Annotated in this window: 15 protein-coding genes; all 15 read right to left on the reverse strand. The window is 36.3% G+C overall.

Features of this window, described 5'->3' with window-relative positions:
* Positions 1 to 8: 8 nt before the first annotated feature.
* The 15 genes from BIV20_RS13170 to BIV20_RS13240 all read right to left on the reverse strand — a co-directional run bounded on the left by BIV20_RS13170 (position 9) and on the right by BIV20_RS13240 (position 16788).
* On the reverse strand, positions 9 to 2288 hold the full coding sequence (locus BIV20_RS13170) for a rhamnan synthesis F family protein (RefSeq protein ID WP_075721206.1): 2280 nt from the start codon (positions 2286 to 2288) through the stop codon (positions 9 to 11).
* Between the two features lie 11 nt (positions 2289 to 2299).
* Positions 2300 to 3031: an ABC transporter ATP-binding protein gene (locus tag BIV20_RS13175; RefSeq protein ID WP_075721205.1), complete on the reverse strand. Its 732-nt coding sequence runs from the start codon at positions 3029 to 3031 to the stop codon at positions 2300 to 2302.
* A 13-nt stretch (positions 3032 to 3044) separates the two neighbouring features.
* A complete protein-coding gene (locus BIV20_RS13180) occupies positions 3045 to 3818 on the reverse strand; it encodes an ABC transporter permease (RefSeq protein ID WP_075721204.1) in 774 nt (257 codons plus the stop codon).
* Between the two features lie 8 nt (positions 3819 to 3826).
* Positions 3827 to 4393 carry a dTDP-4-dehydrorhamnose 3,5-epimerase gene (gene rfbC, locus BIV20_RS13185; RefSeq protein WP_075721203.1) on the reverse strand — a complete coding sequence of 189 codons (567 nt, stop codon included), beginning with the start codon at positions 4391 to 4393 and terminating at the stop codon, positions 3827 to 3829.
* 19 nt (positions 4394 to 4412) lie between these two features.
* Positions 4413 to 5249, reverse strand: coding sequence for an NAD-dependent epimerase/dehydratase family protein (locus tag BIV20_RS13190; protein ID WP_075721202.1), 837 nt, complete (start codon positions 5247 to 5249; stop codon positions 4413 to 4415).
* Between the two features lie 16 nt (positions 5250 to 5265).
* On the reverse strand, positions 5266 to 6144 hold the full coding sequence (rfbA, locus tag BIV20_RS13195) for a glucose-1-phosphate thymidylyltransferase RfbA (protein WP_075721201.1): 879 nt from the start codon (positions 6142 to 6144) through the stop codon (positions 5266 to 5268).
* Positions 6145 to 6314: 170 nt separating this feature from the next.
* A complete protein-coding gene (gene rfbB, locus BIV20_RS13200) occupies positions 6315 to 7400 on the reverse strand; it encodes a dTDP-glucose 4,6-dehydratase (protein WP_075721200.1) in 1086 nt (361 codons plus the stop codon).
* 282 nt (positions 7401 to 7682) lie between these two features.
* Entirely contained in the window at positions 7683 to 8906 is a 1224-nt protein-coding gene (locus tag BIV20_RS13205; RefSeq protein ID WP_075721199.1) for a transposase family protein, read from the reverse strand.
* A gap of 226 nt (positions 8907 to 9132) precedes the next feature.
* Positions 9133 to 10434, reverse strand: coding sequence for a CDP-glycerol glycerophosphotransferase family protein (locus BIV20_RS13210; RefSeq protein ID WP_083655231.1), 1302 nt, complete (start codon positions 10432 to 10434; stop codon positions 9133 to 9135).
* A gap of 27 nt (positions 10435 to 10461) precedes the next feature.
* Positions 10462 to 11484 (reverse strand): ribitol-5-phosphate dehydrogenase, encoded by a 1023-nt coding sequence (locus BIV20_RS13215; RefSeq protein WP_075721198.1) that lies wholly within the window; start codon positions 11482 to 11484, stop codon positions 10462 to 10464.
* Entirely contained in the window at positions 11478 to 12194 is a 717-nt protein-coding gene (locus BIV20_RS13220) for an IspD/TarI family cytidylyltransferase (protein ID WP_075721197.1), read from the reverse strand. The genes BIV20_RS13215 and BIV20_RS13220 overlap by 7 nt, the downstream gene beginning before the upstream one ends.
* 4 nt (positions 12195 to 12198) lie before the next feature.
* Positions 12199 to 13200 (reverse strand): glycosyltransferase family 2 protein, encoded by a 1002-nt coding sequence (locus BIV20_RS13225; RefSeq protein WP_075721196.1) that lies wholly within the window; start codon positions 13198 to 13200, stop codon positions 12199 to 12201.
* Between the two features lie 12 nt (positions 13201 to 13212).
* Positions 13213 to 14676, reverse strand: a complete 1464-nt coding sequence (locus BIV20_RS13230; RefSeq protein ID WP_075721195.1) for a lipopolysaccharide biosynthesis protein — start codon at positions 14674 to 14676, stop codon at positions 13213 to 13215.
* 15 nt (positions 14677 to 14691) lie between these two features.
* A complete protein-coding gene (locus tag BIV20_RS13235; protein WP_075721194.1) occupies positions 14692 to 15681 on the reverse strand; it encodes a GNAT family N-acetyltransferase in 990 nt (329 codons plus the stop codon).
* 9 nt (positions 15682 to 15690) lie between these two features.
* Entirely contained in the window at positions 15691 to 16788 is a 1098-nt protein-coding gene (locus tag BIV20_RS13240; protein WP_075721193.1) for a DegT/DnrJ/EryC1/StrS family aminotransferase, read from the reverse strand.

Here is a 16788-nt window from a genome sequence, read left to right on the forward strand (position 1 = left end):
TCAACTCTTTAACGAAAAATCTTATTTACAACTCTTTTGAAAATATTTCTTTTTCTCATTTTCTTATAGATATGTTCTGCTTTTTCCATTGTAATATGGTCAACAATATCTGCTTCTACTATAATTTTCTTCACCGGAAGAATTTCCTTCCACTTAAAGTACAACTGTGGATCTGGTCCTAAAAATACCAATTCATTATCTAGGAAAATTCCATTGTGAACAGCATCTTTCAAGGATAACTCCAATTCACTTTCATTTTGAAGTATCACTTTCATGCTCAAATCACGAATGATGACTCCCGCTTTTTCTCCCGGATCCCACCGTACTTCATTGATGTCTCCATATTTCTCTAATCCTTCATATGCATAAAGGTTCTCATCTGACTCATTTGCTACAACAACACTATTCTCTTCCGAATACTCCATATCCTTTTTCAGATATAATTTGGCATTGATAATGCTTCCTTCTGTATATCCTAACGCAGAACGACACATTCTCCATTCAATGAAGGACTTTTTGGTATTTCGAACAACTTCTTCATATTTTCCAGCTCCAGGTCCTGCATTAAATACTTCATTATTGAGACCTCGCAGCATATAATTCAGGTTGGTAATCTCCATTGCTGCTCCGTGTGATGAGAATACCCATCCCGGATAATAGCCTTCCTGCTGAACAACATAGCTGTAAATCCGCTCTACTGCATGCAAAAGTGTTCCATCAATATTGTTTGGTTCCGGCGGGAAATCCTTATATTCCCAATCCTGATCAAATAACAACTTCATTGCATTTGGACGGAACCAGAACATAGTTCCAAGTGGAGCAATCGGTTCCTTTTCCCTAGAAATTGGCACTGTAATATCCAACTTCTCTGCCAATTCCTTTGTCACCTCGTAATTCATTCCCCACTCTAATCCAAGTGTAATATAGTAATCTCCATGACATGGTGGTGGAGGAGTTAAAAGCCCGATTCGTGGATTTCTTTCAAATGTATCTATTACATTTTCTACAAATTCCTTGGTAGGCAATAAGTTTTCAAAACATTTATACGAAAAACTTGCTCCAACTGTTTCCGGTTTGAGCTGAGTTACTTTCTTATCATGCACAAAGCACACATAATCATAATCCATAATGAATTCTTTGGTTCCAACTAATAATGCACTCACATCACGTCCACGGTTTTCAATTAAAATTACAGTTACTTTGTTCGGAAGAACTGAGAATTTTTCTTCAACCAGTTTCTTCTTTTTCTCACTTCCCACTGTTACATAAATATCTGCTTCCTTTGGCATTGATTTCATATAATGCAAACAGTAATCCGCTAAATCTTCAAAATAAAAATGTAGAACTAATGCTATTTTTCTTTTCGAAAGGATACCCGAAATATCCTTTCCGTTCGCCTCATCCATCACATAATTCAACTGCATATTTTTCTTGATGTCAGCCTGATTTTCCAATCTTAGGATGTTGTCCCAAATCATATTGGCATCATAATCCGTACATTCGTCGATATACTTATATGTCTCAAATGCATTTTCACCCATGGTATCATTGATAATATTGGTATAATCCTGGAAAAAGGAACGTCTCTTAAATATCGGGCAACGTTTTTCCTCCAGCATTTGTTTTGTTGCACACAAAATAGGATGGTTATTATACCCTTCTCCCATATCTGCATAAACATCCCAGGCAAATCCTGCTTCCGAGAACTTCTTGGTGAAAATTGCCTCATGACATCCCACTGCTTCCCGGTAGTCCTTAATTTCCTGCATATTATTCCAATATTCTTGAAATTCAATACTCTTTAGCATTCTACTGCGCACAGCAATAAAATGCGACTGAATATGTTCCGGGATATATCCATATTCAATGGTTCCAAAAGGATCTCCGTCCTTATATTCATGGTATTTTGTAATTCCCCAGAAGTCTAAGTCCTTTTTATCCATCGTTTCGAACATTTCCTGTAACGGATAAACAGGACCCATGATGGTAAAATTCATCATAATTACTTCATCGTAAGTACAAAGTTTCTCCCAGCCGTAATAATCTAATACCGTTTTATACGCCCAAACATCCAGACCTTTGTTCTCCCTTACAATAATGACCGGAGTTATTTTCTCTAATTTCTTTCTTCCTTCAACATTGAGCTTTCCATTACATACTACTGCTATTTCTGTAGAATTTTTCTTTAATTCTTCCAACATATACGGAATATAATCATCTATAATACCGTCCTTATCAAAAACAAAATATATAATTAAACGCTTTACATTATTACTCTGTAATACCATGTATTCTCTCCTTATAACCTTGTATATAAATCGCAGACTTCATCCACGTTACCTTCTATAAGCATGTTTCCTTTGTACAATAACACTGCTTTGTCACATACTCTTCGCACCTGTTCCGTACTATGGGAAACCAGTAAAAGTGTTGTTCCTTTTCCCAACATTTCCTGAATTCTTTCTTCACACTTGTTTTGGAATTTAAAATCTCCCACGGATAATATCTCATCCACAATCAGAATATCCGGTTGATAAATTGTTGCAATGGAAAATCCTAATCTGGTTACCATACCGGAAGAAAAATTCTTAACCGGAACATCTATAAAGTCTTCCAACTCTGCAAACTCAATAATATTGTGTACATTTTCCTCAAGCATCTCTCTCGGATATCCCAGAATTGCACCATTCAAAAAAATATTTTCCCTAGCTGTCAGGTCAAAGTCAAATCCGGCCCCTAATTCAATCATAGGTGCTATGGTTCCTGCAATCCTTACATTTCCCATCGTAGGTTTCAAAACTCCGGCAATTACCTTAAGCATGGTACTTTTCCCGGATCCATTTCTTCCTACCAATCCAACAGCTTCTCCCTTTTTCACCTGAAAGCTTACGTTCTTTAATGCCCAAAAGTTATCATATTCTAATTCTCTTTTTATTTTTTTTATTGCAAATTCCTTAAGACTGTCCACTTTCTCCTTGTACAGTCGAAATTGCATAGAGACATCATTTACCTCAATTACATTTTCCGCCATCTAACTTTCCTTCCTATAACTTAAGTATAAAGGTATCTTGCTTCTTCTTGAATAACCCAAATCCGAGAACTACAACAATGCCACATATAATCCAACATTTGAAATGCATGATAAATGGTGGGACCTTATTATACAACACGGTCATTCTCATCATATCCACAAAAATAGTAAGTGGATTCTTCTGTATAATTGCTGCGAGATTTGGCGGCAACATACTCATCGGATAAAAAATAGGTGTTAAATACATCCATGCCGTAATGATAACACCATACAAATGCTTAATATCACGAAATGATACTGTTAACACTGATAATATCATACCGGCTCCAAGGGAAAAAAGCAGTGTGTAAAAAATTGGAAATACTGACAAGAAAATTGTCCAATTAATCGTTGTTCTTGTAATCAAAATTACTATCAGCAATGCCACAAAAGATGTTATCACATTAATTAACGCAGAACATACACGCGATACCGGAAATAAATACTTTGGCAAATATACTTTTTTTATCAATGCTGCATTATCCACAATGGAATTCATCGCCATATTACTTGCTTCATTATAAAAATTAAAAACAAGCTGACCACACATTAAATACACTGGGAAGTTATCTATGCTCTGTTGGAATACCGTAGAAAAGACTACGGTAAGTACCAACATCATTCCCAGTGGATTTAAAACTGTCCATAAAAATCCCAAAGCAGAACGCCTGTATTTTGTTTTTAAATCTCTACTTACCAATTCCTGAAGTAATGGAAGATATTTTTTAAAATTTTGAATATACTGCATGCCTACTCCTATTTTTTCAGGGAACTAATTCCTGGCCAAACCTTGTCCTTATCAGATAAAATTAAATCTGCTTCTGTAAATCCTTCCGGCATTGGCCATTCTACACCGATTTCCGGGTCTTTCCATAATAATCCGCCTTCATCGTTTGGATGATAGAAGTCTGTTACTTTATAACAGAACTCTGCGTAATCGGATAATACAACAAATCCATGTGCAAATCCCTTTGGAATAAAGAACTGCTTTTTATTCTCAGCAGATAAAGTCACACCAAACCATTTTCCGTAAGTTTCAGAACCTTCTCTTAAGTCAACTGCAACGTCGAAAACTTCTCCATTTACTACACGAACAAGCTTGTCCTGTGGAAAATTAATCTGGAAATGAAGTCCACGTAAAACACCCTTTTTAGATGCAGACTGGTTGTCCTGGACGAATTCACAGTCAATTCCTGCTTCTTTAAAGTCATTATAGTTATATGTCTCCATAAAATATCCACGCTCATCACCAAATACAGATGGCTCGATGACCTTTAATCCTTCGATTCCGTTACAATTATCTGTTACTTTAATCTTTCCCATTTTTCTTTCTCCATTCTATTTATTTATAATTCTTCATAATTTCGTTAATTTCTGCTGCATCTCCCCATACTCCCGGTGAGTCGTATGGTCTATCCGGAAATGCACCATATTCCGGTCGAATCTTATAATGATTTTCCTTAATAAATTCTTCTACCTTTTCTGCAAGAGAAACCGGATTTCCGGTACAGCAATTAATAATTCCCTTCACTTCTGTCTGGCAGGCTGTCTTTGCAATCTGTTCTGCCAATACATCCACTGAAATAAAATCAAACTTATTCTTACCACTGGTAAACGGAAATGTTTCTTTCCCTTCGCTTTCCATCTTTACAATTTTAGAGAAAATAGAATTGTTTTTCAAGTCATCACCTAAAATGTAGTAAGCTCGTACCCACTGCACACAAACATTTTCAATTTCAGGCATAGAAAATATAGCTTGTCGCAATGCATTCTTAGAAATACCATATAATGACTTTGGATTACATGGAGTATCAGCAGTAATTGCTCCTTCCCAATATCCAACTTCATGCATGCTTCCCATAACTACAATTTGTTTCAATCCGCCTTCTATCATATTTTTGACGAATTCAAAATGCTGTGGCAAATCTTCAATATGAGAGTCTGCATTATGCACAAATCCATTCCGCCATGCCATATGAATACAAACATCCGGCTCACCCAGTTTCTGAAACAACTTTTCATCCTTCTCAAAAATTGGAACTGTTACTCTTGTAGCTCTTTCGTCTACGCCATCAAAGTTAAAATCTGAAGCATACACTTCACATCCCAAATCAAGTAGTTTTTCAACTACATGTCTTCCTATATACCCATTCGCCCCAGTCACTAACACTCTTTTCATTCTTGTTCCTCCATATTTATAATCCGTTGGCAATATCCATCAGATACTGACCATATGCGGTCTTCATCAATGGCTCGGCCAGTTTCTTCAACTGTTCTGCATCAATAAATCCTCTCTTGTATGCAATTTCTTCAATACAAGAAATATACAATCCCTGACGTTTCTGAAATGCAGATACGAAATCTGCCGCTGCCAAAAGCATATCGTGATTTCCGGTATCCAGCCATGCAAATCCACGTCCTAGTGTCTCTACTTTCAGATTACCCCTCTTCAAGTATTCGTTATTTACACTGGTAATTTCAATTTCACCACGCGCAGATGGCTTTACATTCTTCGCAATTTCTACCACATCATTATCGTAGAAGTATAATCCAGGCACAGCATAGTTTGACTTTGGTTCCGCCGGTTTTTCTTCAATAGAAATAGCAGTTCCTTCTTCATCAAACTCTACTACTCCATATTCTCTTGGATCCTTTACATAATAACCGAAAATAGTTGCTCCCGGCTGACTTTCTGTTCTATCCGCAGCTCTTTTCAACACTTTTGAAAAGCTCTGACCATAAAAGATATTATCGCCTAATACCAACGCTACTGCATCTTTTCCAATGAATTTTTCTCCAATGATAAAAGCATCTGCCAGTCCTCTCGGTTCCTCCTGTACTGCATATTCCAAATGCATTCCCAACTGGCTTCCATCACCTAACAATTCCTGAAACACCGGCAAATCTCTTGGAGTGGAAATAATCAGTATTTCACGAATTCCTGCCAGCATTAATGTGGATAACGGATAATAAATCATCGGTTTATCATATACCGGCATAATCTGTTTGGAAATTGCCTTTGTTAATGGATACAGTCTTGTTCCGGAACCCCCGGCTAATATAATACCTTTCATCGTAAATCCTCCTAATTATACACGCTTATACATAATCGTCTTATTTTACCACTTTTCTTCTAAATATTCAAGTTTTGCTCCGCTTAGCTGCCTTTCTTAAGAAAAAACTAAGAAAAGGAAGACATTTGCCTTCCTTTTCTCATATGCACATTTCTATATTTCTTACGATATTATTTATTCTTATACATATCCTCGTAATACTTCTGATAATCTCCGCTGGTTACATTCTTCATCCAGTCTTCATGCTCAAAGAACCATGCGATTGTCTTCTTAATTCCTTCTGCAAACATGGTTTCCGGCTCCCAGCCAATTTCTTCCTTAATTTTATCCGGAGCAATTGCATAACGTCTGTCATGACCTTTTCTATCCTCTACATAAGTAATCAGGTCTTTGCTTACATTTGCTCTTCTTGGATCATTTTCCGGAAGCATTTCCAATAAAGTATCGATGATAATATTGATAATTTCAATATTACGTTTCTCATTATGTCCACCGATATTGTAAGTTTCGCCAAGACGTCCCTTTTCCTGTACCATATCGATTCCCTTCGCATGGTCATCTACATATAACCAGTCACGAATGTTCATACCATCACCGTATACCGGTAATTTCTTTCCCTGTAATGCATTGTTAATAATCAATGGAATCAATTTCTCTGGGAACTGATAAGGTCCATAGTTATTAGAACAGTTTGTAATATTTGCAGGGAAATGGTAAGTATCAATATATGCTTTTACTAAAAAGTCTGAACTTGCCTTACTTGCAGAGTATGGGCTATGTGGGGAATATGGGGTTGTCTCATAGAAATAGCTTGTTCCATCATCCTCTAAAGAACCATACACTTCATCTGTAGATACATGAAGGAATTTCTTTCCTTCCTTGAAGCTTCCGTCCGGTAATTCCCATGCATCCTTTGCACAGTTCAGCATAACTGCTGTTCCAAGTACGTTTGTCTGAACAAATACTTCCGGATTCTTAATACTTCTGTCTACATGACTTTCTGCCGCAAAGTGTACGACACGGTCAATATCATTTTCTGCAAAAATCTTTGCAATAGCGTCTTTATCACAGATATCTGCTTTTACGAATGTGTAATTTTCTCTGTTCTCAACATCTTTTAAGTTTTCCAGATTACCTGCATAAGTCAGTTTGTCCACATTGATAATTCTGATTTCGTTATCATATTTGCGGAACATATAGTGAATATAGTTAGAACCGATGAATCCGGCTCCTCCAGTTACTAAATAGGTTCTCATTGTAAGAGTTCCTCCTTTACATACGTTATCATTTTACTTAAAATCGATTTATTATAGCACTTTTTCCGTTATAATGCAAATCATAGATTATTTCTTTAAGCATTGAAAGGTAAATTTGTTTTATAGCCTACCATTTCCGTAAAATGCTTATCTTCGACATTTCGTGTGAAAATGTCTTAAGTTATCCACATTGCATACTTACACAAATTCCTGTCAAAAAAAATTGTGAATAAATTTTGCATTTTCCTCTTGGCAGGCATCACCTTCTTTGCTACAATTAATTCAGTTTTGAACTGAGTTATTCAGTTGAACTGGTATATCTTCTGTTTCTGTTAGTTGCCGTCCAAAGCTGGCTAACAATTCAGGAGATATATTTTTTTGCAGCTTTTTTATTCCATTTTTTTCAAGATAGAAATACTCATATAGCTGCTTCACAAAATCCGCTATCTGTTCCATCAGATAGTGATTCTTCTGTGCCCGCTCATTCCAACTACATGCGTGCTCTATATCTCCCTGCCAATGCTTCTGGCGGTTAAATCCCTGATTTTCTATTTTCCATCTGTTACGTCCGGCACGTACGATTTTTTTTGCATTACTTTTCGTAATCTCGATGCTTGTAATCCAGGCAAACTCTCTTTCTTTCTCTTCACCTTTTACAATCCACCTTTCCCGATAATAGATTAGATTCACGTCAAAGTCATTGAACATGATTTTATTCTGATACTCTATATCAGTTCCAATTGTTTCTTTTTCCGGAAGTGCACGGTATTCTTTAGCTATTGATGAAGCGCAGCCTTCTTTATATCGGATAATGTAATCCCAATGATAATCTTTACATATCTGTAAAACTGTTTTTGTAACATACAGTCCATCTGCCGTAATGATAATTGGCAGCCTCGGGAATTTCTGTTTGATTTTGGCAGCAAGTCTTACAAAAGCTTTACTTTCGCAATCCTGTTTTACTGCTTCATCACTTTGATTTATATATTTCTCCGAATTTTCTATTGTTTCTGATGCAATACTGCATACAAGATTTTCTCCAAAGTATATTTTTGCCTCAAGTATGCTTCTGTGATACTTAATGTACTCTTTATCTGAGCCTCTGTTGTAACACCGGCTCAGATAATGCTCATTCTTCTTTTGGTATCCTTCGTCCAATTCGGTTGCATCTACAATAATCTGCCATTTCTTTAACACCTTGGCATTATCAAAGGTCTTTCGACGAATCATGGAATATACGATATTCTGCTGAACATTCTCTAACTCCCTTGGATCTAATCTTTCCAGAAATTCATTTTCTGTCACACCATGGGGCATATAATCTTTTACTTCTTCTCCCATGAATCTGTATAAATTTCTGCAGATTTTCTCATCATTAAAGGTTCTTGTCATTTCCTGCATGCTCGAAATCCCTGCAATACTTTTATAGTACATAGTTCCAAGCATGACTCTTGAAGAATAATCAATGTAACTCTGATTACGGGGATCTTTTACTCTGCCGAACATCGAAAATAGTTCCGGACAAAATCTGTTCTGAATCTTATTACATTCAGCAATGGGATTGTTTTCAAGTTTCTTTCTGATTCTTTCCTGCTCTCAGCTCATTTTGCACCTCTGCGATAAAGTTTTTCTTCTATTTTACCTTATTACAGAGAAAACCACAGTAATTTCATATGATTTAGTGCGAATTATTTTTACCTTTCAATGCTGTATTTCTTTCCACTAATCCATTTTACCCTTCCTTATTAAAATCTTTTTTAAGACACTCCTTGATTTCAAATCCGGATCCTTCCTTTGGCATATAAAAAGCTTCTTGTATCAGTTGTTCCCTTTTTTCTTTCAAATCATCCTGTCCTTTTTCCAACTTAACAAGAACTTCTTCCATCTCCTGCCAATCCTTTACCCAATAAAATCCTTTTGCTATTCTCCTTGCAAACTCATTAAGATGGGTCTCTTTATATGTAAATATCACAGGCTTTCCTGTCAAAAAATATTCCGGAATAATAGAGGATTCATCTGTAATCAACACATCAGAAGAATAAAAGCTCGGAAGATATTCTCTCTGGGGATCCATAAACGCATTTTCCATACTCTCATATCTCTGTTTATAGCTTTCTACTTCTGCTTCCGTCATTTCTTTCTTTTCAACAAATTCTGCAAATGCCTGTGGGTGCGGACGGAATAAAAATTCTATTTCTTTTTTGTTTTCTATATAATCCAACAACTTATCTTTAAATTCAAAGAAAGTACAATTATTCTCGCCGGTACTCCATCTTGGAGTCCACATAATACGAAATCTTCTGTCTGCTCCCTGAAAATGCCATGATTTACTTTCACAACCTATATACTTTTCTACTCCATCTAGTTTGGGATATCCGGTCAGAACCACACGCTCATGCTTGTGCACTGAATTTTCTGCCACTCTATCAACATAAAACTTCTGCATTTCCTGAAACTCTGCAAAATGAAAATAGGTATGCTTCAAAAAGTTACGTGGAAAAGATTCTTCTGCAATATAACCATCCATAAACGGCATTCCATAATGTACATAACAAAGTTTTGTATACAAAGAAACTACATCACTCTTGTATTGTGGTGGACGACACACATCATAAGGTGTCTGAAAAAACAAATAATCCGGCTGTAAATTTCTCAAATCCAGCCACTCTCTCTTCTCGTAGTCATAGCCTTGGACTACTTGGCATGGATATCCACTAAAAAATTCTTCTGCCCCTTCCGAAGCATATTCTTCATGATTCAATCCCAGCTTGGGTAATTGCTTTTTATTTGGTATCGTCACAATTGTTACATCAAATTGTTCATCCGCAATGCATGCTTCACATACACTTTTCAAGGCATCCCACACTTGTGCTCTATGACATACAAACACCACGCGAATTTTTTCCTGTCTCAATAGTTTTATCTGTCGCTTTACTTCTATGTTTTCCTGTGCCTGAAGTAATATTTTTTCTTCATACTGCTCATCAATATAAGATTTCAAAAATTTATTAAATAATTTTTTTCCTATGTCCATAACGAACCTCCGGTCGTCTTTATGCTCTTATTTCCAAATCAAAATTGTTTTTCCAAAAGATTTCTGAATGTCTAGTTCAAAAGCTTTTTTCATATCTTCAATTGCCTGTACCGGAACTATATTTGTTACAAGGTTCCCCAGATAAGTAATTACCTCCGGATTTTTTCTGTACACTTCTACTGTCTGAAGAAAATCTTCTCTCCCACTTCTACTGCTTCCAAACAATCGAAGTCCCTTTTCTAGTACCATTCTTGTATTGATAGGAACAGGATATTCTGATACTCCTAACAATGCAATGGTTCCCTCCGGACTAATATAATCTATCATCTGATTTATGGCTTTCTGGGAACCTTCCCCGCCGACACATTCAAAAGCATGATCTATTTGGAAATCCTGCGGAATATCCTTTACATTAATTACTTCGTCTGCAAAAGTAAAATCCTCAAGTTTATCATCGTTAACTCCCAATACATATACCGTACTTTCCGGGATCATGAACTTAAGCAACATTGCCGTAATATAGCCAAGGTTTCCATCTCCCCAGATTCCAATCCGATTCCGACGTTTATGGGCAAATTTTTCAAATCTGCTAATAGCATGAACACTCACACTGATTATTTCCGTAAAAGCACCAATCTCATCACTAATCTCGTCTGGAAGTGAAATAAGCCTGTCCTGTTTAAGTGCAACATATTCCTGCATAAATCCATCAAAACCACTGGCTCGGAATTTACTGCTACGCAGATAATTCTCTTTTACAATCTCATCCTGCTCTACCGGAGTATTCGGAATCATAATAACACGTTCACCTTCATGAAAAGTTCCCATTGGATCAAATACAACTTTTCCAATTCCTTCATGAATCAGTGCCATTGGCAGCTTCTGTGCTAATACCTTTGCATCTCTTTTTCCCTGATAGTAACGCTGGTCTGCATGGCAAATAGACAAATGTGTAGGCCTTACTAATACATCACCGCCCGCCAAGTCAATATCCTGAAACATTATTTCGAATTTTCTTGGAGCGACCAGCCGGTATACTGTATTTAACATATTTCACACCCACCAATCAAAGTTTCTGCTACTTTCAAATCATATGGATAAGTAATTTTGATATTGAATACCTCACCGTCTACAAGATATACCTTTTCTCCCCTGAGCACAAATATCTTTGCGGCATCTGTCAGAATATTTTTTTCCTCTTCTGTCAGAGAATAATACAATTCCTTCAATTTCTTAACATTAAAAGACTGTGGAGTCTGTCCCTGATAAATTCTGCTTCTGTCCGGAATCTCGCTTATTACTGTCTTGTCTTCGCTCTTCACAATCGTATCGGTTGCCTGTATTACAGTATCACATGCTCCATATTTCTGCGCCATTTGAATGTTGTCTTCAATAATCCTGTGAGTTACAAACGGTCTTACTGCATCATGTGTCACAATGACCGTATCATCCTCCACCTGATATTCTGATTCTATATAAGAAACTGCATTCATAATAGTCTCATTTCTAGTACTGCCCCCTTCCAGAACAATTACTTTTTCCAACTCATCCCTGATATATTTCTTCACAAGATTTTTCGTATGCATTACCCATTCCTTTGGACATAACACTAATATCTTTTCAAATTTACTATTGACATAAAATTTCTCAATTGTATGTACGATAATAGGTTTATTCCCAAGCTGCATATACTGCTTGGGTTTCTCCGTACTGCCCATTCTACTTCCAATTCCACCTGCTAATATTACACCAAAAATCATTTTCTTACCTCCATTTCCATATTGATATAACTTTCCAACATTTCACTACCAAAAATCTACATGTCTGCCAAGCAAGCCAAAGTGTCATTTTACAACGTTCACTCCAACTACTCTTATCATAGTTCAACCACTTTTTACTTTCTATAAGTTGGTCTTTTTCCACCTGCTTCTCATACTTTTCCAAAATCTCCTCTGGTATCTTTCCTGCATACCTCCAAACAAATAGCAAGGAATATATATGGCGTATCAATGATGCCTGTCTCATATCCGGATTGATTTGTTCTTCAATATCTAAATCCAACAAATTAATAATATTTTTTTCATAATCTGTCACTGTATTCCATGATGAATTTTCTAGTTGCCTGTAATTCACCATGGCATCCGGCATATAATAAATTTTTCCATATTCTAACAAACTAAAAACAATAATATTATCATCAAAATAATCCTGATTAATTACTTCCGGAAAACCCTTTCGAAAAACATTTCGAAACATTACTGTATCACTGTGAAAATATTTTCCATATTCCCAGTATTTTTTTCCACTAATCTTAAACGTACCGGTTTCTTTGTTTAGCAGATATTTCTTTTCCTCATCCCAATACACAAATATATTATGGGCACATGCTACACAATCTGAATTTTGGGGATTATCTAATATCTCTACCTGTTTTTGGAGCTTCTTTTCATCAATATAAACATCATCTCCATCCAAAAAAATCACATACTCTCCTGTCGCATGATGTAATAAATTAATTCGGTTTCTAGATGCTCTGGCAATCCGGTTATATTTTCGATTTTGTTCCCTATCCATTACAAACAACTTTATGCTCTCCGGATACTTCTTCTGCCATTTTTCCACTATCTGAATAGTTCCATCAGAAGATCCATCATCACCTACAAGAATCTCAAAGGCGAAATCTATTTTCTGGTTTAAGACACTTTGTAGCGTTTCCTCAATATAATCTTTCAGGTTGTAAGTAGTAATCAATACGCTTAATTTCATGTTACCTTCCACCTATACTTTCTTTTCCTTCATTTGTTGGAATTTTTCCAAAATCACTTTATGTTTCCAAAGGAAAATAACTATCATAACAATTGCAATACTATATCTAATCAGAATCTTATCATAGACCATATTTACCACTAAAGTCATTGCAAACATAACTCCAGCTAGTAACAGAATCCATCGCTCATCATAAACGTGATGCTTCTCCATACACTTTCTACATATAATCCGGTAAAAGAAATAATGTCCTACTGCATAGGAAAAATAACAGAACAGTGTTGTGTATCCTGCTGCATAATATCCATATTGTGGAATAAAAATGCGGTTTAATGCCACATTTAAAATTGCTGCAACCACAGACGCAATCATAACAAAAATATTTTTCCCATAATAAAACTCTACCGTTGAAAACAGTTCATATAGGAACATAAAAAATACACTTAATGCAATTGGGGGGATTACATATACTGCATCTGCATATTTATCTCCTGCAAAAAGATAAATGATTTCAGGAACAAACATCATAGCCATAAAAATAAGACCTGCCATCAATACCATAAGCAGATTTGACATTTTTCTGATATCTCCATACTTCTTCTGTTTCAGGCATTCATAAGACCATGGTAAAAAGGAAGCACTGACAGCTGACATGACCATCTGCATCAGCATAACGATACTATATGCAATACTATAATTGGCCGTTGCCGTATTTCCATCATACTTTGATATCATAATTCGATCCGACTGGTTCAGTATCATTTCAGATAAGTAATGTGGAATCAATGGAATGTTAAATGCCAATGCATATTTCCAGAATTTCGGAATACATATCTTTCTTCCTTTAATAAAATGATATACCAGAAAAAATCCGCAAAATACAACATTTACAAACACACCGGAAGCAATTCTTGCTACATCCTTATGCTCGCTAACAAGAACCGCTCCTATTCCTGCCGCAATGTTTGCAACTGTCATCAAAATTGTTACTACAACTAACCATTTATATTTAAACTCATATCGTTGTCTGCCGCTCCAGAATAAAAGAGCTGGATAACATAACAAATCTAAAAACAGCAACAATACCACCGTTGTGGGCATTTCCAACATTTGGTTCCACCACTCTCTGGTACATAAATAGAACACAAAAAACGCACCGGTAATCAAACAATATAACCCCTGCATGCTGGAAACATATTGATCCCTTGTCTTGCTATCCTCGTACCGAACCATGGCATTGTTAAATACTCCATAAGACAGATTTAATGAAGTAAAAATCATCAAAATACTCCGCCATGAAATATACGTATTCACTACTCCATACTCTTCTGTACTCATAATACGCGTAAATATTGGTGTAGAAATTACATTTAACCCCATTTGCAATATGTTGCAAAACAAAAACCAGATAGAAGCCTTCGCTGGTGTAGATAAACTATTATAAATATCTAATAATCTTGCTACTAATTTCTTCATATTTTGCTCCATTTTTTACAATACACAATAATATGTCAGATTGTTACAGTAAGAACTTCCAAAGTCCTCTTTGCTGGTAATCAATCCCATGTTCAGCACTCTTCCTAAATCTTCGGTTGCTGTTCCCCATGAAATATTCTTATATCCTCTTTCTTTCATTTCTACAATCATAGAATAATACATAAATGTCATCGGACTCAGCTTGTTATATGCCTGCTTTGCTGCCAGATACTGAGTATGTGCACATCCGACTTTATCAAAATAAAACATCATGGAACCTGCTATCATCTCTTCCTGCATATAAACACCAAAAAATCCGCATTCTTTTGTCAGACGTTCGTTCTTAAATTCCAATAATTCTTCTAATGTGTGCACCGGCTTGGTATCATACTTTTCCAGATTCTCGCAAAGGATTGCATAAAACTCTCCTATCTGTGTGTCCTCTGTCAGTTCCTTTACTACCAGTCCCTCTTTCATGCAATTATGCACATTGGTCCGCTTTCCCTGTGCAAAATTAGAGAGAATCTCTTCCTTATAGGATGCATAATTTACATAGGTGCTCAGTTCCTTAAATTCCTGAAAACCATTGTACTGAAATGCATATTGAAATAAATCGCTTTCCACGCTGGAAAAAATATCCGAGGTCATCTTAAGATATGCTTCAGCATATCCTGCTTCCTTCAAATACTCCTTCAGTTTCTGAATCAAAGCAGTGATATACTTCGCATTATGATGCTTCTTATCTACAACGATTCCTCCAAAAGTAGTTCCTTTGTGAGAGAAAAATGTTCTCTTTCCCTCGTTGACAATCTCACAGGCAGGACAGAGTCCTGCCAGATTATTCTTTGCATTATAGATTAATAGAGAGCAATCCTTAAAACGTCCCTCCGGATGATAATTCAAAAATCTTCTGCTCTGCAAAAATGTACCATTTACGGATTTTTCTTCTATAAACTTGTCCCATTCTGCCTCATGCTCGCTACTATATAACTCAAATCGAAACATAATATCCTCCTATTTCCATTGGTTAATGGCATCAATCACATAGGAAATCTCATCCTCTGTCATACCATAATACATTGGAATACTCAACTGGGTAGCAGAAATTTCTTCTGCAATTGGCAATGCCCCCTTAGAAATCTGTAATTCTTCATAAGCTCCCTGCAAATGCATTGGAATAGGATAATGCTTATTGGTTCCGATTCCCTTGTCATTCAGATATTTCTCTAATTCATCTCGTTTGTCACAACGAATTCCAAAAATATGGTACACATGAGTACAATTTTTCTCAATAGTTGGGAGAATCACTCGTGGATTGTCAATCTCTGTCAGATAACGATTTGCAATACGAACACGTTCCTTATTCCATTTTTCTAACTGACGCAACTTAATTCTTAAGAAAGCTGCCTGCACTTCATCCAATCTGGAGTTATTTCCCTGATAAATATGGTGATACTTATAATCAGAACCATAGTTACCAAGGGCTCTTACCTTGTCTGCCAATTCTTTATCGTTTGTCACCATAGCTCCTGCATCTCCCAGAGCTCCCAGATTCTTTCCCGGATAAAAACTAAACCCTGCTGCATCAGCTAACCCTCCAGTTCTTTTTCCCTTATAGGTTGCTCCATGAGCCTGTGCTGAGTCTTCTATTACTTTCAGATCATACTTCTTGGCAATTTCAAGAATAGGCTCCATCTCAGCCGGCTGTCCATATAAATGCACTGCCATGATTGCCTTTGTCTTACTCGTAATCTTCTTCTCTATTTCTTCCGGATTAATATTAAAAGTACTTATTTTCGGTTCAACAAATACAGGTGTTGCACCTGTATAAGATACTGCCAATGCTGTGGCGATATAAGTATTAGAAGGAACAATTACTTCATCCTCAGACTTGATCCCATATGCTTTTAATGGCAAAAATAACGCATCCAGGCCATTTCCACAGCCTACACAATATTTTACACCACAATATTCTGCATATTCCTCTTCAAACTTCTTTACTTCTTCTCCCTGAATGAACCAGTTCTTCTCATATACTTCCTTAAACTTTTCTAAAATCTCCGCTTCAATTTCTTTATGCATTACCTCAAACGACACAAATGGTATATTCAC

The sequence above is a fragment of the Roseburia sp. 499 genome, assembly GCF_001940225.2.
GTDB lineage: Bacteria > Bacillota > Clostridia > Lachnospirales > Lachnospiraceae > Petralouisia.

Coding starts and splice junctions, on each gene's coding strand:
- BIV20_RS13170 (WP_075721206.1), bottom strand. CDS start 2,288: ATGGTATTACAGAGTAATAATGTAAAGCGTTTAATTATATATTTTGTT.
- BIV20_RS13175 (WP_075721205.1), bottom strand. CDS start 3,031: ATGGCGGAAAATGTAATTGAGGTAAATGATGTCTCTATGCAATTTCGA.
- BIV20_RS13180 (WP_075721204.1), bottom strand. CDS start 3,818: ATGCAGTATATTCAAAATTTTAAAAAATATCTTCCATTACTTCAGGAA.
- rfbC (WP_075721203.1), bottom strand. CDS start 4,393: ATGGGAAAGATTAAAGTAACAGATAATTGTAACGGAATCGAAGGATTA.
- BIV20_RS13190 (WP_075721202.1), bottom strand. CDS start 5,249: ATGAAAAGAGTGTTAGTGACTGGGGCGAATGGGTATATAGGAAGACAT.
- rfbA (WP_075721201.1), bottom strand. CDS start 6,144: ATGAAAGGTATTATATTAGCCGGGGGTTCCGGAACAAGACTGTATCCA.
- rfbB (WP_075721200.1), bottom strand. CDS start 7,400: ATGAGAACCTATTTAGTAACTGGAGGAGCCGGATTCATCGGTTCTAAC.
- BIV20_RS13205 (WP_075721199.1), bottom strand. CDS start 8,906: ATGTTCGGCAGAGTAAAAGATCCCCGTAATCAGAGTTACATTGATTAT.
- BIV20_RS13210 (WP_083655231.1), bottom strand. CDS start 10,434: ATGGACATAGGAAAAAAATTATTTAATAAATTTTTGAAATCTTATATT.
- BIV20_RS13215 (WP_075721198.1), bottom strand. CDS start 11,484: ATGTTAAATACAGTATACCGGCTGGTCGCTCCAAGAAAATTCGAAATA.
- BIV20_RS13220 (WP_075721197.1), bottom strand. CDS start 12,194: ATGATTTTTGGTGTAATATTAGCAGGTGGAATTGGAAGTAGAATGGGC.
- BIV20_RS13225 (WP_075721196.1), bottom strand. CDS start 13,200: ATGAAATTAAGCGTATTGATTACTACTTACAACCTGAAAGATTATATT.
- BIV20_RS13230 (WP_075721195.1), bottom strand. CDS start 14,676: ATGAAGAAATTAGTAGCAAGATTATTAGATATTTATAATAGTTTATCT.
- BIV20_RS13235 (WP_075721194.1), bottom strand. CDS start 15,681: ATGTTTCGATTTGAGTTATATAGTAGCGAGCATGAGGCAGAATGGGAC.